Source organism: Bradyrhizobium iriomotense, from assembly GCF_030160715.1.
Classification (GTDB): Bacteria; Pseudomonadota; Alphaproteobacteria; order Rhizobiales; family Xanthobacteraceae; genus Bradyrhizobium; species Bradyrhizobium iriomotense.
In genome coordinates, this window is the sequence record NZ_BSOW01000004.1 from 231,746 (window position 1) to 251,144 (window position 19,399).

Annotated in this window: 21 protein-coding genes; 16 read left to right on the top strand and 5 right to left on the bottom strand. The window is 64.3% G+C overall.

The genetic code is table 11. From position 1 onward, the window contains the following. Nucleotides 1-213: 213 nt before the first annotated feature. From dapA to QQL28_RS07730, 4 genes are all read left to right on the top strand, one after another. Nucleotides 214-1,104 carry a 4-hydroxy-tetrahydrodipicolinate synthase gene (dapA, locus tag QQL28_RS07715; protein WP_284262991.1) on the top strand — a complete coding sequence of 297 codons (891 nt, stop codon included), beginning with the start codon at nucleotides 214-216 and terminating at the stop codon, nucleotides 1,102-1,104. Between the two features lie 55 nt (nucleotides 1,105-1,159). Then, nucleotides 1,160-1,576, top strand: coding sequence for a large conductance mechanosensitive channel protein MscL (gene mscL, locus QQL28_RS07720; protein WP_284263561.1), 417 nt, complete (start codon nucleotides 1,160-1,162; stop codon nucleotides 1,574-1,576). A 74-nt stretch (nucleotides 1,577-1,650) separates the two neighbouring features. After that, entirely contained in the window at nucleotides 1,651-2,124 is a 474-nt protein-coding gene (smpB, locus tag QQL28_RS07725) for an SsrA-binding protein SmpB (RefSeq protein WP_284262992.1), read from the top strand. 4 nt (nucleotides 2,125-2,128) lie between these two features. Then, entirely contained in the window at nucleotides 2,129-2,710 is a 582-nt protein-coding gene (locus QQL28_RS07730; protein WP_284262995.1) for a peroxiredoxin, read from the top strand. Here the strand turns inward: QQL28_RS07730 and QQL28_RS07735 are convergent. Further along, nucleotides 2,707-3,381, bottom strand: coding sequence for a uracil-DNA glycosylase (locus QQL28_RS07735; RefSeq protein ID WP_284262997.1), 675 nt, complete (start codon nucleotides 3,379-3,381; stop codon nucleotides 2,707-2,709). The genes QQL28_RS07730 and QQL28_RS07735 overlap by 4 nt on opposite strands. Further along, nucleotides 3,362-4,006: a LabA-like NYN domain-containing protein gene (locus QQL28_RS07740; RefSeq protein WP_284262999.1), complete on the bottom strand. Its 645-nt coding sequence runs from the start codon at nucleotides 4,004-4,006 to the stop codon at nucleotides 3,362-3,364. Before QQL28_RS07740 ends, QQL28_RS07735 begins: the two co-directional genes overlap by 20 nt. A gap of 326 nt (nucleotides 4,007-4,332) precedes the next feature. Here QQL28_RS07740 and rpoZ point away from each other — a divergent pair, with 326 nt between their 5' ends. The 11 genes from rpoZ to parC all read left to right on the top strand — a co-directional run bounded on the left by rpoZ (nucleotide 4,333) and on the right by parC (nucleotide 15,429). Beyond that, nucleotides 4,333-4,725 carry a DNA-directed RNA polymerase subunit omega gene (rpoZ, locus tag QQL28_RS07745; RefSeq protein ID WP_027522935.1) on the top strand — a complete coding sequence of 131 codons (393 nt, stop codon included), beginning with the start codon at nucleotides 4,333-4,335 and terminating at the stop codon, nucleotides 4,723-4,725. Between the two features lie 212 nt (nucleotides 4,726-4,937). After that, nucleotides 4,938-7,229: a RelA/SpoT family protein gene (locus tag QQL28_RS07750; RefSeq protein ID WP_284263015.1), complete on the top strand. Its 2,292-nt coding sequence runs from the start codon at nucleotides 4,938-4,940 to the stop codon at nucleotides 7,227-7,229. A 176-nt stretch (nucleotides 7,230-7,405) separates the two neighbouring features. Beyond that, nucleotides 7,406-8,158 carry a pyridoxine 5'-phosphate synthase gene (locus tag QQL28_RS07755; protein ID WP_284263017.1) on the top strand — a complete coding sequence of 251 codons (753 nt, stop codon included), beginning with the start codon at nucleotides 7,406-7,408 and terminating at the stop codon, nucleotides 8,156-8,158. Next, the gene (gene acpS / locus QQL28_RS07760) at nucleotides 8,155-8,574 is read left to right on the top strand and encodes a holo-ACP synthase (protein WP_284263019.1); all 420 of its coding nucleotides are present in this window, start codon (nucleotides 8,155-8,157) and stop codon (nucleotides 8,572-8,574) included. Before QQL28_RS07755 ends, acpS begins: the two co-directional genes overlap by 4 nt. 252 nt (nucleotides 8,575-8,826) lie before the next feature. Continuing rightward, nucleotides 8,827-9,588 carry a signal peptidase I gene (gene lepB, locus QQL28_RS07765; protein ID WP_284263022.1) on the top strand — a complete coding sequence of 254 codons (762 nt, stop codon included), beginning with the start codon at nucleotides 8,827-8,829 and terminating at the stop codon, nucleotides 9,586-9,588. Beyond that, entirely contained in the window at nucleotides 9,585-10,400 is an 816-nt protein-coding gene (gene rnc / locus QQL28_RS07770; RefSeq protein ID WP_284263024.1) for a ribonuclease III, read from the top strand. Before lepB ends, rnc begins: the two co-directional genes overlap by 4 nt. Beyond that, on the top strand, nucleotides 10,390-11,316 hold the full coding sequence (era, locus tag QQL28_RS07775; RefSeq protein ID WP_284263027.1) for a GTPase Era: 927 nt from the start codon (nucleotides 10,390-10,392) through the stop codon (nucleotides 11,314-11,316). Before rnc ends, era begins: the two co-directional genes overlap by 11 nt. Nucleotides 11,317-11,338: 22 nt before the next feature. Then, on the top strand, nucleotides 11,339-11,719 hold the full coding sequence (locus QQL28_RS07780) for a hypothetical protein (RefSeq protein ID WP_284263029.1): 381 nt from the start codon (nucleotides 11,339-11,341) through the stop codon (nucleotides 11,717-11,719). Between the two features lie 137 nt (nucleotides 11,720-11,856). Next, nucleotides 11,857-12,606, top strand: a complete 750-nt coding sequence (gene recO, locus QQL28_RS07785; protein WP_284263031.1) for a DNA repair protein RecO — start codon at nucleotides 11,857-11,859, stop codon at nucleotides 12,604-12,606. Nucleotides 12,607-12,687: 81 nt separating this feature from the next. Then, complete coding sequence (locus QQL28_RS07790; protein ID WP_284263033.1) at nucleotides 12,688-12,963, top strand: hypothetical protein; 276 nt, start codon at nucleotides 12,688-12,690, stop codon at nucleotides 12,961-12,963. Nucleotides 12,964-13,170: 207 nt separating this feature from the next. Continuing rightward, entirely contained in the window at nucleotides 13,171-15,429 is a 2,259-nt protein-coding gene (gene parC, locus QQL28_RS07795) for a DNA topoisomerase IV subunit A (RefSeq protein ID WP_284263035.1), read from the top strand. A gap of 197 nt (nucleotides 15,430-15,626) precedes the next feature. Here parC and QQL28_RS07800 read toward each other — a convergent pair whose 3' ends face one another. Then, nucleotides 15,627-16,436, bottom strand: coding sequence for a hypothetical protein (locus tag QQL28_RS07800; protein ID WP_284263042.1), 810 nt, complete (start codon nucleotides 16,434-16,436; stop codon nucleotides 15,627-15,629). Nucleotides 16,437-16,683: 247 nt separating this feature from the next. On the opposite strand from QQL28_RS07800, the gene QQL28_RS07805 reads away from it, so the two are divergent. Continuing rightward, on the top strand, nucleotides 16,684-17,109 hold the full coding sequence (locus QQL28_RS07805; protein ID WP_284263563.1) for a hypothetical protein: 426 nt from the start codon (nucleotides 16,684-16,686) through the stop codon (nucleotides 17,107-17,109). A gap of 32 nt (nucleotides 17,110-17,141) precedes the next feature. Here the strand turns inward: QQL28_RS07805 and chrA are convergent, their stop codons facing one another. Both chrA and QQL28_RS07815 read right to left on the bottom strand, forming a co-directional pair. Beyond that, nucleotides 17,142-18,527 carry a chromate efflux transporter gene (chrA, locus tag QQL28_RS07810; protein WP_284263044.1) on the bottom strand — a complete coding sequence of 462 codons (1,386 nt, stop codon included), beginning with the start codon at nucleotides 18,525-18,527 and terminating at the stop codon, nucleotides 17,142-17,144. After that, nucleotides 18,527-19,345, bottom strand: a complete 819-nt coding sequence (locus tag QQL28_RS07815; protein WP_284263046.1) for a chromate resistance protein ChrB domain-containing protein — start codon at nucleotides 19,343-19,345, stop codon at nucleotides 18,527-18,529. The genes chrA and QQL28_RS07815 overlap by 1 nt, the downstream gene beginning before the upstream one ends. Nucleotides 19,346-19,399: the final 54 nt, after the last annotated feature.

The following is a 19,399-nucleotide window of genomic DNA, read 5'->3' on the forward strand; positions in this document are numbered from 1 at the left end:
CCGAATCAGTCAAATGGCTCAAGACCTAGCTGTATTTGATTGAATATGCGGACAAAATACCAACAGCTGCTTACCGCGGCCGTGTTTGGACCATCACCGCGGCAAAATCGCGGCCTAAACGGTGCGTCACCTTGGACCGGGCCTTTTACCGGCCCGTTAGACCCGATATGAAAGAGGCCTGTTTTCAGGCCAGCACGCGTACGGAGGAAGCCCATGGCAGCGAAGACGAAGTTCCGGGGGTCGTTTACCGCGTTGGTCACGCCGTTCAAGAACGGCTCGCTGGACGAGGGCGCGTTCCGCTCGCTGGTCAACTGGCAGATCGCCGAGGGCACCCACGGCCTGGTTCCGGTCGGCACCACCGGCGAGAGCCCGACGCTCAGCCACGACGAGCACAAGAAGGTCGTCGAATGGTGCATCCAGGAGGCCAAGGGGCGGGTGCCCGTGATCGCCGGCGCCGGCTCCAACTCCACCAAAGAAGCCGTCGAGCTCGCCCGGCACGCCGAGAAGGCGGGCGCCAATGCCGTGCTGGTGGTGACGCCCTACTACAACAAGCCGACCCAGGAAGGGCTCTACCAGCACTTCAAGGCGATCAACGATGCGATTGGAATTCCGATCATTATCTACAACATCCCGCCGCGCTCGGTGATCGACATGTCGGTCGACACGATGAAGCGGCTGTGGGATTTGAAGAACATCGCGGGCGTCAAGGACGCCACCGCCAGTATGGTGCGGGTCTCGCAGCAGCGCGCCGCGATGGGCGAGGATTTCAACCAGCTCTCGGGCGAGGATGCGACCGTGCTCGGCTATATGGCGCATGGCGGCCATGGCTGCATCTCGGTGACCTCCAACGTCGCGCCACGCCTGTGCTCGGAATTCCACACCGCCTGGCAGAAGGGCGACCACGCAACCGCCTTAAAGTTGCACGACAAGTTGATGCCGCTGCACAACAATCTCTTCATCGAGAGCAATCCGGCGCCGATCAAATATGCGCTGTCCCTGCTCGGGAAGCTGGACGAGACGCTGCGGCTGCCGATGGTGCCGGTGTCCGAGCCGACCCGCGTCGCGGTACGCAGCGCCATGGTCCATGCGGGCCTGATCAACTGACGTCAACATCCGGGGGGATTGGTTCATGAGCAAGGTCGAGGAAAAGGGCATGCAGATGCTCAAGGAGTTCCGCGAGTTTGCCATGAAGGGCAATGTCGTGGACCTCGCGGTCGGCGTCATCATCGGCGCGGCCTTTGGCGCCATCGTCAATTCGCTGGTCGGCGACGTGATCATGCCGATGATCGGCGCGGCCACCGGCGGGCTCGACTTCTCCAACTACTTCACCCCGTTGTCGAGCAAGGTCACCGCCACCAATTTGGCTGATGCGAAAAAGCAGGGTGCCGTCTTGGCTTGGGGCAGCTTCCTCACGCTGACGATCAACTTCATCATCGTTGCCTTCGTGCTGTTCCTGGTGATCCGTGCGATGAACACCTTGAAGCGCAAGGAGGAAGCGGCGCCTGCCGCTCCGCCGAAGCCTTCAGCCGAGGTTGAGCTGCTGACCGAGATCCGCGATCTTCTCAAGAAGTCTTGACGCGCGCGCCTCATCCAAACTGTTAGCGTGCGCGCGCATCCTGCTCAGGTTTTTCTGCCAGGTTTTTTACTACGATGGCCGACAAGAACGAACGCCCCATCAAGGTCGTGGCGGAAAATCGCAAGGCGCGCTTCAACTATGCGATCGAGGACACGGTCGAGGCCGGCATTGCGCTGACCGGCACTGAGGTCAAGTCGATCCGTAGCGGCAAGAGCACGATTGCCGAATCCTACGCGGATTCGAAGAACGGCGAGATCTGGCTGATCAACGCCACCATTCCCGAATATCTCCAGGGCAATCGCTTCAACCACGAGCCCAAAAGGCCGCGAAAGCTGCTCCTCCACCGCAGGCAGATCAACAAGCTCATCGGCGCGGTAGATCGCGAAGGCATGACGCTGATCCCGCTCAAGCTTTACTTCAACGAGCGCGGTCGCGCGAAGCTTCAGCTCGCGATCGCCAAGGGCAAGAAGCTGCACGACAAGCGCGAGTCCGAGAAGAAGCGCGACTGGGGCCGGGAGAAGGGCCGGCTGATGCGGGCGAGGGGATGAGGCGATGAACCAGAGAAACCTGCTCGAGGTCGACTGGAGCAAGATCCCGGCGCCGATAGACGACGGCGGCGCGGCGCATCTGAAGGGCATGACGATCCCGCCGGTCAGCCTGCGCGCGACCGACGATACGTCAGTGACGCTGTCGGCGCTCCGCGGCCGCATCGTGGTGTTCGGCTATCCGCGCACCGGTGAGCCGGGCAAGATCGCGCTGGTCGACGACTGGGACATGATCCCCGGCGCGCGCGGCTGCACGCCGCAGACCTGTGCGTTCCGCGATCTCTTTGCCGAGCTGAAGGCGGCGGGCACGTCCCACGTGTTCGGGCTCTCGACCCAGAGCAACGACTACCAGACCGAAATGGCCTCGCGGCTGCATCTGCCGTTCCCGGTGCTGTCGGACGAGAAGCTCGAGCTGACCCGCGCGCTCAACCTGCCGACGATGGAGGTTGTCGGGCTGACGCTGATCAAGCGGCTTGCGCTGATCATCGACGACGCGAAGATCACGCACGTTTTCTATCCGGTGTTTCCGCCAGATCGGAATGCAGGCGACGTGCTGGACTGGCTGAAGGCCAATCCGGTCAAGCTCTAATCGAGGTCGGCCTTCACCTTCGCGAACACGCCGCGGAACATGTCAGGCGTGAGCACGCCGGTGTTCGTGTTGTAGCGGGAGCAGTGATAGCTGTCGTAAAGCTTGAACGCGCTCGCCTGGTGCACCGCGCCGTGACCGAACGGCGCCTGCGCGCCCTTCAGGCCCAGCGGCTTGAGCACGGTATCGTGCGCAATCCGTCCCAGCGCGACGATGGCGCGCAAGTTCGGCATCGTCTCGAGGTTCGCGGCGAGGAAGCGGCGGCAGGTGTTGATCTCTGCCGGCAACGGCTTGTTCTGCGGCGGCACGCAATGCACCGCATTGGCGATCCGGCAGTCGACCAGCTTCAGGCCGTCATCGGGCCGTGCCTGATAGGTCCCCTTGGCAAAACCGTACTCGATCAGCGTTGCGTAGAGCAGGTCGCCGGCATAGTCGCCCGTGAACGGGCGACCCGTGCGGTTGGCGCCCTGCATCCCCGGTGCGAGACCGACGATCAGCAGTCGCGCCTTGACGTCGCCGAAGGGCGCAACCGGCGCGTTGTGCCAGGACGGCTCACGCGTCCGGTTCGCCTCGCGAAAGGTGACCAGACGCGGACAGAGCGGGCAGTCACGGTCGGGTACGACGGTGGGGGCCTGGCGGCTTGACCGGGCCGCTTCACTCGTCGAAGTCGTCATCGCCCCTCGGCGCCATCGTGGTCGCGCGCTGGAGGAATTGCGGGGCGTGATGACGTGCTTCGCGGTCGCCACGCTCGCGTGGAGCCGGGCGTTCGGACGGGTCGCGGCCCAGCTTGGACTGGAGCTCGACGAGGTCGGTGAAGACGTCGGCCTGGCGGCGCAGCTCGTCTGCGATCATCGGCGGCTGGCTGGCGATGGTGGAGATGACGGTGACGCGCACGCCGCGGCGCTGCACGGCCTCGACCAGAGAGCGGAAATCGCCGTCACCGGAGAACAGCACCATCTGGTCGATGTGCTCGGCGAGCTCCATGGCGTCCACCGCGAGCTCGATATCCATGTTGCCCTTGACCTTGCGGCGGCCGCTGGCGTCGATGAATTCTTTCGTCGCCTTGGTGACGACGGTGTAGCCGTTGTAGTCGAGCCAGTCGATCAGCGGACGTATCGAGGAGTATTCCTGATCCTCGATGATGGCGGTGTAGTAGAACGCCCGCAGCAGTGTCCCGCGGCTCTGAAATTCCTTCAGCAGGCGCTTGTAATCGATATCGAAACCCAGCGTTTTTGCCGTCGCGTACAGATTGGCCCCGTCGATGAAGAGCGCGATCTTGTTGGTCGGAGAAAGTGACATTCAGTTGCTCGCGTAGTGTTCGTGTTCAATCGTTTATTGTTGGCGCGACGGCAGCAATCCGCGCAGATCAAGAGGCTGCCAAAACCCGTCGAAACAGTAAATCCGGAGAAGTCGGGGCAAACCAAGGTATAGTTATGGCGGTCGGCCCGTCCGGCGCCGCCCTCCTTGGCGACCCGGGAAACGCCGATTCTAACCCCAATTTGGGGTTATCAGAGGCGTTTGGCGAGGCCAAATCACAAAATGATCTTGCGAAACCGTCCCGGCCTCTATAACTAGCGCGCATCATCCACATGTTTTGACACACCCAAGAGCGGAGCGACAGTCCAATGGCTCGCGTCACCGTAGAAGATTGCATCGACAAGGTCGATAACCGGTTTGACCTCGTCCTGCTGGCCGCCCACCGCGCCCGCATGATTTCGTCCGGTTCACAACTAACGGTTGACCGGGATAACGACAAGAACCCTGTTGTCTCTTTGCGCGAAATTGCCGACCAGACCATCTCGCCGGAGGATCTGCGCGAGGAGCTGGTCCACTCCCTCCAGAAATTCGTCGAGGTGGACGAGCCTGAGCCCGATACCGTGCCTTTGATCGGTTCCGCTGGCGCCAGCGTCGATGCCGACGATACCGAGGTTGCTGTCGAACGCATGACGGAAGAGGAGCTCCTGAAGGGCCTCGAGGGCCTTGCGCCGCCGGAGGAGCAGCCCGAGGAGGACGAGTAATCGTCCCGGCGCCGCGCCGACGAAATTTTGATTTCATCAAAGGCCCGAACCCGCGTTCGGGCCTTTGCTTTTGTTGACCTTTTCGTGGTTACCATAGCATCGCGCGAAGTGCTTGCGAGAGCTTGTTTCCGATTATGTCGGACGCGCGCGAGATCGGCGTTAAGATATGTATACAACGGGCCCTCCGCTGGTCCGTTTGAAGGCAGGAAGGCATGGTGTATCGGCGTCGCAGATTTACGCAGATGGAGGCAGCGACCGATTCGGTCGCCGTAGCCCCGACTGCGCCGACAGCGGCGCGGCCCGCGAAGCCGCGGGCGCGGATGATGCGGCAGTATGACCTCGTCGAGCGCGTCAGGTCCTATAACCCGAACACCAACGAAGACCTGCTGAACCGCGCCTACGTCTACGCGATGAAGGCGCACGGTTCGCAGACCCGCGCCTCGGGAGATCCGTACTTCTCTCACCCACTCGAAGTGGCGGCGATCCTTACCGACCTGAAGCTCGACGACGCCACCATCGTCGCGGCGCTGCTGCACGATACGATCGAGGACACCGAGGCAACGCGCGCCGAGATCGACCAGATCTTCGGCTCCGAGATCGGCGCGCTGGTCGAGGGCCTGACCAAGCTGAAGCGGCTGGAGCTGGTGTCGCGCGAGGCCAAGCAGGCCGAGAACCTGCGCAAGCTCCTGCTGGCGATCGCCGACGACGTTCGCGTCCTGCTGGTCAAGCTCGCCGACCGCCTGCACAACATGCGCACGCTGGAATTCGTGCCGCCGGCATCGCGGCGCCGGATCGCCGAGGAAACGCTCGACATCTACGCGCCGCTCGCGGGCCGCATGGGTATGCAGGAGATGCGTGAGGAGCTGGAGGACCTGTCCTTCCGCACGCTCGATCCAGAAGCCTACAACGTGGTGATGCAGCGGCTCGATGCACTGGCCGAGCGCAACCGCAATTTGATCGGTGAGATCGAGGCTCAGCTCTCCAACAATCTGCGCCACAGGGGCCTTGGCGCGCGGGTCTACGGTCGCCGCAAGAAGCCGTTTTCGATCTGGACCAAGATGGAGCGCAAGTCGGTCGGCTTCGAGCAATTGTCCGACATCTTCGGCTTCCGCGTCGTGGTGAACGACGTCCAGGCCTGCTACCGCGCGCTCGGTATCGTCCACACCACCTGGCCGGTCGTGCCCGGCCGCTTCAAGGACTACATCTCGACGCCCAAGCAGAACGATTATCGTTCGATCCACACGACGGTCATCGGCCCCGGCAACCAGCGCGTCGAGCTCCAGATCCGCACCGAGGAGATGGACCAGATCGCCGAGCGCGGCATCGCCGCGCACGTCTTCTACAAGGAGGATGCCGGCTCGCCGACCGAATTCCTGAAGCGCGAGTCCAACGCCTTTGCCTGGCTGCGTCACACCGTCGGCATCCTGTCCGAGAGCGCCAACCCCGAGGAATTCCTCGAGCACACCAAGCTCGAATTGTTCCACGACCAGGTGTTCTGCTTCACCCCGAAGGGCAAGCTGATCGCGTTGCCGCGCCATGCCAACGTGATCGACTTCGCCTATGCCGTTCACACCGACGTCGGCAACAGCGCGGTCGGCTGCAAGATCAACGGCAAGTTCGCGCCGCTGTCCTCGGAGCTTCAGAACGGCGACGAGGTCGAGGTGCTGACCTCGGAGGCGCAATCGGCGCCGCCGTCGGCCTGGGAATCGCTTGCCGTCACCGGCAAGGCGCGCGCGGCGATCCGGCGCGCCACCCGCACCGCGGTGCGCGACCAGTATGCTGGCCTCGGCCGGCGTATCGTCGAGCGCCTGTTCGAGCGTGCCAAGATCGACTACGCCGACGACAAGCTGAAGGGCGCGCTGCCGCGCCTTGCCCGCTCCTCGATCGAGGACGTGATGGCGGCGGTCGGCCGCGGCGAGATCAAGGCCTCCGACGTCGCGCGGGCCATGTATCCCGACTACAAGGAAGAGCGGGTCGGGCGCTACGCCAAGAAGGGGCTGGCCGCCAAGCTCAAGGAGACCGTGGTGCCAGGGACGACGCCACGTCCCCCGGCTGCGATCCCGATCCGCGGCATCAATTCCGACCTGCCGGTGAAGTTCGCGCCGAACGGCGGGGCCGTGCCCGGCGACCGCATCGTCGGCATCGTCACCCCGGGCGAGGGCATCACCATCTATCCGATCCAGGCGTCGGCCCTGAAGGATTTCGAGGAGGAGCCGGAGCGCTGGCTCGACGTGCGCTGGGACATCGAGGACACCACGCCGCAGCGCTTCCCGGCCCGTATCAAGGTCGAGAACGTCAACGAGCCCGGCGCGCTCGCACAGATCGCGACCGTGATCGCCGAGCACGACGGCAATATCGACAATATCAGCATGCAGCGCCGCTCGCCGGACTTCACCGAGACGACCATCGATCTCGAGGTCTATGACCTGAAGCACCTGAGCGCGATCATAGCCCAGTTGCGCGCGAAGGCGGTCGTCGCCCGCGTCGAACGTGTTAATGGATGAAGCTCGTCGTTGCCGGGCTTGCCGTCTACGCGTAAAGCTTCGCCGGCCCGATACTGAAGGCCCGGCGAAGACCTCGCGGAGCCGGGACCCGGCAACCCATCTCCTCGAAGAGGATGGATGCGCGGGTCAAGCCCGCGCCTGACGAGCTGAGTAATGTCACCTTTGTGAGTCTTGCTATGCCCGTTCCTCCGCTTCGCCTCGGCGTCAATGTCGACCATGTCGCGACCCTGCGTAACGCGCGCGGCGGCCGCAATCCCGATCCGGTGCGCGCTGCTTTGCTGGCGATCGAGGCCGGCGCCGACGGCATCACCGCACATTTGCGCGAAGACCGCCGGCATATCCGCGACGAGGACATGGCACGGCTGAAGGCGGAAATCTCCAAGCCTCTGAACTTCGAGATGGCGGCGACCGACGACATGTTGCGCATCTCGCTCGCCACCAGGCCGCATGCGGTGTGCCTGGTGCCGGAGCGCCGCCAGGAGGTGACGACCGAAGGCGGGCTCGATGTGGTCGGACAGCACAATGCGCTCGCGCCTTTCATCGCGCGGCTGAACGACGCCAACATCCGCGTGTCGCTGTTCATCGCCGCCGACCCCGCGCAGATCGAGATGGCGGCGCGGCTGCGCGCGCCGGTGATCGAGATCCACACCGGAGGGTGGTGCGACGCCGTGGTCGACGGGCACACCGACAAGGCCGAGGCCGAATGGCAGCGCATCGTGGCCGGCGCCAGGCTGGCGCGCGCCGCGGGCCTCGAGGTCCATGCCGGTCACGGGCTCGATTATGTGACGGCGGAGAAGATCTCGGCGCTGCCCGAGATCGTCGAGCTGAACATCGGCTATTACATGATGGGCGAGGCGCTGTTCGTCGGCCTTGCCGAAACGGTGCGCAGCATGCGCGCCGCAATGGACCGCGGCCGGAGCAAGGCATGATCATTGGCATCGGCTCCGACCTGATCGACATCACCCGCGTCGCCAATGTGATCGAGCGCCATGGCGAACGCTTCCTCGACCGCATCTTCACCGAGGCCGAGCGCGCCAAGGCGGAGCGCCGCGCCAAGAACGAGAAGATGGTGGTCGCGACCTATGCCAAACGGTTCGCCGCCAAGGAGGCCTGCTCCAAGGCGCTCGGGACCGGCATCCGGAGCGGCGTCTGGTGGCGCGACATGGGGGTGGTCAACCTGCCCGGGGGGCGGCCGACCATGCAATTGACCGGCGGGGCGCTGGCCCGGCTGAAGGCGCTGACGCCGGAGGGCTTCGAGGCGCGGATCGACCTTTCGATCACCGACGACTGGCCGCTCGCCCAGGCCTTCGTCATCATTTCCGCCATACCGCTGGCGAAACCTTGATCTGCCAGCCCTGAAATTAAAATAATATAACAAATTCAATATCTTATATATTGTTGATGCGACCCTTCATTGCGTGGTTGGCGACAACCGTCTAAAAGTTCGCCGGCGCAATGTCAGCCCGGGGCGAATTCAGCTTTACGCCGGAATTCGCCCTCACTATCAGAATCAGGACAATCTCCTTACGCCGCAAAGCGACGGGGCTATGCGCGGGAACGGGCGTTCCGTGACCGCGGGACCGGAATTGGGAAAGCAATGAGCGTGACTTCAGGAACCAAATCTGAGAGCGGCGTCGGCGAAACCGTCCGGGTCGTCATCCACGCTCTCCTGATCGCGCTGGTGATCCGCACCTTCCTGTTCCAGCCGTTCAACATTCCCTCCGGCTCGATGAAGGCGACGCTGCTGGTCGGCGACTACCTGTTCGTGTCGAAATATTCCTACGGCTATAGCCATTACTCGATCCCGTTCTCGCCGCCGCTGTTCTCGGGACGCGTCTTCGGCTCGGACCCGAACCGCGGCGACATCGTCGTGTTCCGCCTGCCGAAGGACGACACCACCGACTACATCAAGCGCGTGATAGGGCTGCCCGGCGACCGCGTCCAGATGAGGGAGGGGCTGCTCTACATCAACGACGTGCCGGTGCAGCGCGAACGCTTGAGCGACTTCGTCGGCGAAGACCCCTGCGGCTCGTCGGACGCCACCGCGCGGGTGAAGCGCTGGAAGGAGACGCTGCCGAACGGCGTCACCTATGAGACGCTCGATTGCGTCGACAACGGCTTCTACGATAACACCAACGTCTACACGGTGCCGGCCGGCCATTTCTTCATGATGGGCGACAACCGTGACAATTCGACCGACAGCCGCGTGCAGTCGGCGGTGGGCTACGTGCCGCAGGAGAACCTGATCGGCCGTGCCCAGATGATCTTCTTCTCCATCGCCGAAGGCGAGCACGCCTGGATGTTCTGGCGTTGGCCCTGGGCGGTGCGCTGGAACCGAATGTTCAAAATCGTCCGATGAAAGACGAAGCCAAGGACATCGCAATTCAACCGATCGAGGCCGCTGCGAGCCCTGACGCCGAAGCTGCTCCCAAAGCTCCTGCAAAGAAGAAGCGGGCGAGGAGCGGCAAGGCCAAGGGCGCGAATGCGGCGCTCGAGGCGCGCATCGGGCACAATTTTGCCGATCCGAACCTGCTGATCCAGGCGATCACGCACGTGTCCGCGCTCAAGTCGGGACGCAAGCGCGGCGACAGCTACCAGCGGCTTGAATTTCTGGGCGACCACGTGCTCGGGCTCGTCGTCTCCGACATGCTCTATCACGCCTTTCCGAGTGCGGATGAAGGCGAGCTGTCCAAGCGTCTCGCCGAGCTCGTGCGCAAGGAGAGCTGCGCCGACGTTGCGAAGTTGCTGGGCCTCGTCGAGGACATCAAGCTCGGCAGCGTCGGTCCCGCCGCGGACGCGCGGCTGCGCAAGTCCGTGCTCGGCGACATCTGCGAAGCCGTGATCGGAGCCATCTATCTCGACGGCGGGCATGCGGCCGCGGCCGAGTTCGTCAAGCGCAACTGGACCGAGCGCATGCACAAGCCCCGGCGGCCGCTGCGCGACCCCAAGACCGTGCTCCAGGAATGGGCGCAGGGGAAGGGCTTGCCGACGCCGGTCTATCGCGAGGTCGAGCGCACCGGGCCGCATCACGATCCGCAGTTCCGCGTCGCCGTGGATCTGCCGGGGCTGGCATCGGCGGAAGGCATCGGCGGCAGCAAGCGCGCGGCGGAGAAGGTCGCGGCCTCCGTCATGATCGAACGCGAAGGCGTTGGCGGTGGCAATGACGGCTGAAACAAGCGGCGAGGCGCCCGCCGCCACACGCTGCGGCTTCGTGGCGCTGATCGGCGCCCCCAATGTCGGCAAGTCGACCCTGGTCAATGCGCTGGTCGGCGCCAAGGTCACGATCGTCTCGCGCAAGGTGCAGACGACGCGGGCGCTGATCCGCGGCATCGTCATCGAGGACAATGCGCAAATAATTCTGGTCGATACGCCCGGCATCTTCTCGCCGAAGCGGCGGCTCGATCGGGCCATGGTGTCGACCGCCTGGAGCGGCGCGCATGACGCCGATCTGGTCTGCGTGCTGCTCGATGCCAAGGCCGGCCTGGACGAGGAGGCCGAGGCGATCCTCGCCAAGGCCGCGAGCGTCAAGCACGAGAAGATCCTGGTCATCAACAAGGTCGACCTGGTCCAGCGCGAGAAGCTGCTTGCGCTGGCGCAGGCGGCAAACGAGCGCATGGCGTTCGCGAAGACCTTCATGATCGCGGCGATCTCGGGCGACGGAGTCGACGACATCCGCACGACGCTCGCCGAGATGGTGCCGCCGGGTCCGTTCCTCTATCCCGAGGACCAGATGTCGGATGCGCCGATGCGGCAGTTAGCTGCCGAGATCACGCGCGAAAAGATCTATCAGAAGCTGCACCAGGAATTGCCCTACCAATCCACGGTCGAAACGGACAAATGGGAGGAGCGCAAGGACAATTCGGTGCGCATCGAGCAGACGATCTTCGTCGAGCGCGAGAGCCAGCGCAAGATCGTGCTCGGCAAGAGCGGCGCCACCATCAAGTCGATCGGCGCGGAATCGCGCAAAGAGCTCATCGACATTCTCGGCGTGCCCGTGCATCTCTTCCTGTTCGTGAAGGTGCGCGAGAACTGGGGCGACGATCCCGACCGCTATCGGGAAATGGGCCTGGAATTCCCCAAAGAATGAACAAGAAGAAGATGGGTTGGTGATGAGCGTGCCCCGCAACGTCCTGCGCTTCGAAGTGCTGCTCTACGCATCGCTGATGCTGGATGCGCTGTCGGTTGCGTTCCAGGACCGCACGCCGAACCCCGACATGACGGACCAGATGATCACGACGGCGACGCTGATCGCCGGTGGGATGATCCTGCTGCTGGTCTATTTCGTCTGGCTGGCGGCGCAAAAGCGCAAGAACTGGCCGCGCTGGGTGCTGGGGGCGGCGCTCGTGCTGTCGGTGATCTCGCTTGCGCAGATCATCGGCGAGAAGGGCGTCGAGCTCGACAGCGGCATAGAGATCGTGTCATGCGTGCTGACGACGATCGGCTTGTATTTCTCCTTCACCGGCGACGCGCAGGGCTGGTTCAACGCGTGAACCTAGTCCGTCATTCCGGGGCGGCTCGTAGAGCCGAACCCGTAATCTCGAGATTCCGGGTTCGATGCTTCGCATCGCCCCGGAATGACCAGGAGAGAGCGCTGCGCTACTGAACGGAATCCGCTAAACTCTATCCCATGGAATGGACCGATGACGGCATCGTGCTGGGGGTACGGCGGCATGGCGAGACGAGCGCCATCGTCGAGCTCCTGACACGCGCGCGCGGGCGGCATCTCGGGCTCGTCCGCGGCGGCGCCAGTTCGCGGCTGCGGCCGCTGCTCCAGCCCGGCAACAGCGTGCGCGCGGTGTGGCGGGCGCGGCTGGACGAGCATCTCGGCACCTATGCGATCGAAGGCCTGCGGTTGCGGGCTGCGGGGCTGCTTGCGTCCTCGCACGGCGTCTATGGCGTGACGCATCTGGCCTCGCTGGCGCGGCTGTTGCCCGAGCGCGATCCACATGAGGAGATCTTTGCACAACTCGAGCACGCGCTCGATGACTTCGACGACATCGGCGGGGCCGCCGTGCACATCATCCATTTCGAGCTCGCGATGCTCGCCGAGCTCGGCTTCGGCCTCGCGCTGGAGAATTGCGCGGTGACCGGCGAGACCACGGATCTGATCTACGTTTCGCCGAAATCCGGCGGCGCGGTGTCGCGCTCCGCCGGCGAGCCATGGCGCGACCGGCTGTTGCGCCTGCCGCCATTCCTGCGTCATGGCGAAGCCGCGAGCGAGCTCACGGACCAGGACCTCCAGGATGGCTTTCGGCTCACCGGCCTGTTCCTGCTCCGCCACGTGCTGGAGCCGCGCGGGCAGGGCCATTCGGACGCAAGAAGCGGCTTCCTCAATGCGTTGACGCGGCAGCAGGCGAGGGCAATCGCCTCACCATGAGCGCATTGCGGCTCTGCATTGCCGCGCGGAACCAAATCAGATTAACTGGGTTGGCCGGGTTGGTTCCACCGGGGACGTCAGATGATCAAAGGTTTCGTGGTATCCGCCGCGCTGCTCGCGCTGGCGCCGGACGCAATGGCCGCTGAGCCGCAGCCAGGCCTGTTTCGCCGTGCTTCCTGCACGGTCGTGCGGTACTATGTTGCGAAATATTCGGCGGCCGCGGCAGAGACATGGGCCAGGTCCCACGGTGCGACCGATGCGGAAATCGAGACTGCGCGCCGCTGTCTGGCCAATGCGCCGACGCAGGCGAAGACCCCGCAAACCGCCCCCGTGACCGCGGGCTGGGCGGGGCAGTAGCAGTCGCCGCGGTGACGACGTAAAGGCCATCCAGCCCGAACCCTGAATCAGTCAGCCGCGATTTGCTGGCGCCAAGCGGCGCGCAGCGGGCGGGAGCCGGTCCGAATCGGCCCGTAAATCCTTTTTTCTGTGAGGAGGTTAGCCCGCCGAATCGCGCATCTTGATTCGCGGCTTGCCCGATTCAGCGTCTCGGTTTAACGCCTCCCCATGGGAAAACGACAGGTACCGCCGGAAGAGCCGGCTGAAATCCACGAGGTGCCGCTGCGCGATGCGCTCGAAGAGCGCTATCTCGCCTACGCGCTCTCCACCATCATGCACCGTGCGCTGCCGGATGCGCGCGACGGTCTGAAGCCGGTGCACCGGCGCATCCTCTATGGCATGCGCTTGCTCCGGCTCGACCCCGGCACGGCCTTCAAGAAATCGGCCAAGATCGTCGGCGACGTGATGGGCTCGTTCCATCCGCATGGCGACCAGGCGATCTATGACGCCATGGTGCGTCTCGCGCAGGATTTCTCCTCGCGCTATCCGCTGGTCGACGGCCAGGGCAATTTCGGCAATATCGACGGCGATAACCCCGCCGCCTACCGCTACACCGAAGCGCGCATGACCGACGTCGCGCGGCTTCTGCTCGACGGCATCGACGAGGACGGCGTCGAATTCCGCGCCAATTATGACGGCCAGTCCAAGGAGCCGGTTGTTCTGCCCGGCGGCTTCCCGAACCTGCTTGCCAACGGCGCGCAAGGCATCGCGGTCGGCATGGCGACCTCGATCCCGCCGCACAATGCGGCCGAGCTTTGCGATGCGGCCCTGCATCTGATCGAGAAGCCCGACGCGAAATCCAAGTCGCTCCTGAAATGGGTGAAGGGCCCGGACTTCCCGACCGGCGGCATCATCGTCGATTCCAAGCAGGCGATCGCTGAAGCCTACACCACCGGACGCGGCTCCTTCCGTGTCCGCGCCAGGTGGCAGCAGGAGGAGGGCGCACGCGGCACCTGGGTCGTCGTCGTCACCGAGATCCCCTTCCTGGTGCAGAAGTCGCGCCTGATCGAGAAGATCGCCGAGCTTCAGGACCAGAAGAAGCTGCCGCTGGTCGGCGACATCAGGGACGAGTCGGCCGAAGACGTCCGCATCGTGATCGAGCCGAAGTCGAAGAACGTCGATCCCGCGCTGATGATGGAATCGCTGTTCCGGCTGACCGAGCTCGAAAACAAGATTCCGCTGAACCTCAACGTGCTGATCAAGGGCCGCATCCCGAAGGTGGTGGGGCTCGCGGAGTGCTTGCGCGAATGGCTCGACCATCTGCGCGACGTCCTGATCCGCCGCCACAATTACCGCAAGGCGCAGATCGAGCACCGGCTGGAGGTCCTCGGCGGCTTCCTGATCGCCTATCTGAACATCGACAAGGTGATCAAGATCATCCGCACCGAGGATGAGCCGAAGCCCGCCTTGATGAAGGAGTTCAAGCTCACCGAGGTGCAGGCGGAAGCCATCCTCAACATGCGCCTGCGCAGCTTGCGCAAGCTCGAGGAAATGGAGATCCGCACCGAGGACAAGAACCTCCGCGCCGAGCTCAAGGGCATCAACGCGGTGCTCGCCTCCGAAGCCGAGCAGTGGAAGAAGGTCGGCGAGCAGGTCGGCAAGGTCCGCGACATGTTCGGACCCAAGACCCCGCTCGGCAAGCGCCGCACCACCTTTGCGGACGCGCCCGAGCACGACCTCGCCGCGATCGAGGAAGCCTTCGTCGAGCGCGAGCCGGTCACGGTCGTCGTCTCCGACAAGGGCTGGATCCGCACCATGAAGGGCCATGTCGAGGATTTGTCGGGGCTTGCTTTCAAGCAGGACGACAAGCTCGGCTTTGCCTTCTTCGCCGAGACGACCTCAAAACTCCTGCTGTTCGCCACCAACGGCAAGTTCTATTCGCTGGATGTTGCAAAACTGCCGGGCGGCCGCGGTCACGGCGAGCCGATCCGCCTGTTCATCGACCTCGAGCAGGAGGCCGCACCCGTCGCGCTGTTCGTCAACAAGGGCGGTCGCAAATTCCTGGTCGCCAGCCACGAAGGCCAGGCCTTCGTCGTCAACGAGGACGATTGCGTCGGCACCACCAAGAAGGGCAAGCAGGTCCTCAACGTCGAGATGCCGAACGAGGCGCGCGCGATCACGGAAGTGCTCGGCGACACCGTCGCGGTCATCGGCGAGAACCGCAAGATGCTGATCTTCCCGCTCGACCAGGTGCCGGAGATGGCCCGCGGCCGCGGCGTGCGACTTCAGAAATACAAGGACGGCGGCCTGTCCGACGTCGCGGTGTTCGACGCCAAGGCGGGCCTGACCTGGAAGGACTCCGCCGGCCGCGAGTTCAGCGCGACCATGAAGGAGCTCGCCGAGTGGCAGGGCACCCGCGCCGACGCCGGCCGCCTGCCGCCGAAGGGTTTTCCGAAGTCGAACAAGTTCGGGCGGGTGATCGGGTAAGGGGCGCGCGAACGTCTCCACGGCGTCATTGCGAGCGCAGCGAAGCAATCCAGGGTCTTTCCGCGGAGGGATTCTGGATTGCTTCGCTGCGCTCGCAATGACGGAGGGACGGCGGCAGCGCTGTCCCACATCTTGTTTCGGAACAGTGACGCTGTTTCTCGGGTCACGACCGTCGGCTACGATCGACGTAGACGCCACTAACCGCCGGCGAACACCTTCCATCCGCTGAGCTGCGACTGTCGCAGGCTCTTCGTCTCGTCATCGAGTTCGGACGAGCGCTTGGCCGCCGCCGTCATGGCCGTCGCCGCGCGATTATAGGCGTCAGCCGTGGATTGAAATGGAAACACGAACTGGCCGTTCGCGACCGTGTAGATTCCGAACTCGCGGGCCAGAAGTGCCACGCATTTTGCGTAGGCGCTGTAGTAGTCCGCCCGCGAGGCGAGCGCCTTGGAGGTGAGGGCGGTCCATGCCGCGTGCTGCTCGTCGATCATCGCCATGAAGCCGGCGAGCCGGTCATCCCCGACGCCTAGGGATCGGGCGTCGTTCTCCACCTGGTCACGCGTGGTCTTGATCAGCGCGGCGTAACGGGACGCCAGGCCCGTTGCATTGCTTTCCGCGGTCTTGAGATCGCGGCGCAGTACGTCGAGGTCACTGCGGCTGGACGCGCCGAGATCGCCGAGATTCGGCAGCGGTTTCGGCTCGACCTCGCTGAGCAGCTTTCGGGTGGCGGCATCGATGTCCATCGCGTCCCTGTTTGCGAGCGCGAGCAGCTTGAGCTGCTTGTTGGAAGGGTGCAGCTTGATGACCTGATCGAGCTGGTCGGGATCGCTCACGTCGCGCAACGCGGTGCGGGTCTCCTCGGCGGCAACGACGCCCTGAAGCTTCGACAGATCGCCGGCGTAATACATCGCGCCGAAGCACACGGTCAGAAGGAGGGACAAGATCACGAGAACGACGACCGGTCGTCGTCGACGCTGCCTGGCTTTCTGATCCGAAATCGATTCCACGGCGCCGATTCCCCCAACGAACCCATTCTACCGCTTTTCACCGCGGCGGAGGAGTCCGGGGCGAGAGGCCGGCAGAGCGCATCAGCGGAACTTGCATTGTCGAATGGTTGGCTTGCGATGCCCGGTGGAGGTCGGTGGAAGCTGAGTGCACCCAACCAAAGCCCAATGGTGCCGGTGACACGTCGAGGCCGATACTGCGTTGCCGGAAAGCCCTTGCCCGGCACAGGAAAGAGGGGGTGTTCGGATGATGCCAGACAACGTCGCCCTGTTCGCTGCGATCATCCTGCTGCTTCCGATGTTTTATCTGCTGCTGGCCGCGCCGGCCTTTCTGCTGGTGAAGCTGGACGTCCGCCCCGTCGCCTTGCTGCTCCGCGCCATGTTCAACGGCTATTTCCTGACATTGGCCGTTGCCGGTGCCGTGGGGACAATTGCCGTTGCCGTGGAGGGCCGCGCGGTCCTGGCCATGGGCATCGGCCTGATCACGGCGTTCGCGGTCTCTTCGCGCCGCTGGTTCCTTCGGCGGATGGACGCGCAGATCAGTGACCAGGATCCCGGCGACGCCGATTCCGCGCGCCGGCTCCGGCGGCTGCATTGGGGTGGCATGCTGGGCAATGCGATCCAGCTTGCCGTCGTCGTGGCCTGCATTCCCTATATCGCCATCGCGCCGACGTGATCGTTGGCCAAAGGGCTCGCGAGGCGTGATGTTTAGATCATCCCCACCATCCGCAGCGCCACGCCCGCCGCGCATGATCCCGCGAGCACCGTCAGCATCCCGAGCTTGAAGCGGAAGATCGCGGTTGCGGCCGCGATCGAGAGCACGAGCGCGGCGAGATCGACACTTGAGAGCACTGGCATGTCGAAGGACAGCGGAAATGCGTGCACCGGAACGGTCTCGCGGAACAGCGTGTGCAGCGCGAACCAGATCGAGAGGTTGAGGATCACGCCGACAACGGCCGCGGTGATCGCGCTGAGCGCGCCGGCGAGGCCCTTGTTGCCGCGCAGAAGCTCGACATAGGGGGCACCCAGGAAGATCCAGAGGAAGCAGGGCGTGAAGGTCACCCAGGTCGCGAGCAGGCCGCCGAGTGTGCCGGCGAGCATTGGCGACATCCCGCCCGGATCACGAAAGGCGGCCATGAAGCCCACGAATTGCAGCACCATGATGAGGGGGCCGGGCGTGGTCTCGGCCATGCCGAGGCCGTCCAGCATCTCGCGCGCGCTGAGCCAGTGGTAATGTTCCACCGCCTGCTGGGCGACATAGGCGAGCACCGCATAGGCGCCGCCGAAGGTGACCAGCGCCATCTTGGAGAAGAACAGCGCGATCTGGCTGAACACGTTGACTTCTCCGAAGGCCGTGAGCAGAGCGATCACAGGGACGAGCCAGAGCGCGAGCCACAGTGTGCCGACGCGGATCGCGCGCGCGGCGTTGGGGCGAACATGATCGGGCACGGCTTCGCCGAGCATGCTATCGATCGCGGCATTGCTGTTGCCGCCGCCATGTCCGCCGCCGGCGAATTCCGGACGGCCGCTTCTTGCGCCGACATATCCGATCACGCCGGCGGCGATGATGATGATCGGGAAGGGGACGGCGAAGAAAAAGATCGCGACGAAGGCTGCGGCCGCAATCGCGATCATGATGCGGTTCTTCAGCGCGCGCTTGCCGACGCGCACCACGGCCTCGACGACGATGGCGAGCACGGCGGCCTTCAGGCCGAAGAACAGCGCCTCGACAAAGCTGACATTGCCGAAGGCCGCATAGATGTAGCTCAGGCCCATGATGGCGATGATGCCGGGCAGGATGAACAGCCCGCCCGCCATCAGCCCGCCGGCCGTCCGATGCATCAGCCAGCCGATATAGGTCGCAAGCTGCTGCGCCTCCGGTCCGGGCAGCAGCATGCAGTAATTCAGCGCATGCAGGAAACGGCCCTCGGAGATCCAGTTCTTCTCCTCGACCAGGATGCGATGCATCACCGCGATCTGGCCGGCCGGGCCGCCGAAGCTCAAGCAGGCGACCCGGAGCCAGACGCGAAAGGCTTCGTTGAAGCTGATGCCGTGACCGGCATCAGCTCCTGCTTGGACATTGCGGGTATCCATCACGCCTTCACTTTGTTGGTCGGCCAGTTGTGGGTTTCAGCGGTGGCGTCGCGGCACCAGCGGTAGAAGGCGTCATAGAGCAGCATGCCGGCCTCGAGCTGCGCGAGGTCGTCATCATACATTCGCGACAGGCCGAGCGAGGCCGCGAGCAGGCCCGGGGCCTCCGGCGCGAGATCGGGCCGCGCGGTGTCGGCGCCGCGCACCAGGGTGGCGAGCCGCTGCAAGGGCGGCGTCGAGATGCCGAACTCCTCGACCATGACGTCGAAGGTGCAGAGCGGTCCGCGGTGGCTCCAGAACACGTTCTCGATGTCGAAGGGCGCGGCATTGAAGCGTTCGCCGACGCCGACGACTTCGGACGGCGCGACATACAGGAACACCGCATTGGGATCGACGAAGCGGCGGATCAGCCATGGGCAGGCGATGCGATCGACCTTCGGCCGTGCCCGCGTCACCCAGACGGTACGGCCCCTGGCATCCCGCTTCGGCAGCTTGCTGGTCTCGACAAGCGGCAGCTTGGCCGCCTTCCAGCCCTCGAAACCGCCTTCCAGCGTTTCGGCCTGCACGCCGAGCTGCCGCAGCCAGGCTGCCGTACCCTGCGCGAGCTTTTCGCCGCGCAGGCAGGAGACGATGGCGGAGCGGCCAACGAAGTCGCCGCCCCAATCCGGAACCTTGTCGTGGCTGAGCTTGATGGAGCCGGGGATCAGCCGCCGGTCGGCGGCAAAGTCCTCGTCGGTGCGAACGTCGATCAGGGCAGGGGCATTCGCCGTGCCGATCAGTCGCGCCAGCTTGTCGGAAGATATCGTCGTGAAAGAAGACATGATGCGTCCTCGTGAAAAACGAACGGGACGCGATGCTTGGGCGTGTCGCCTCGT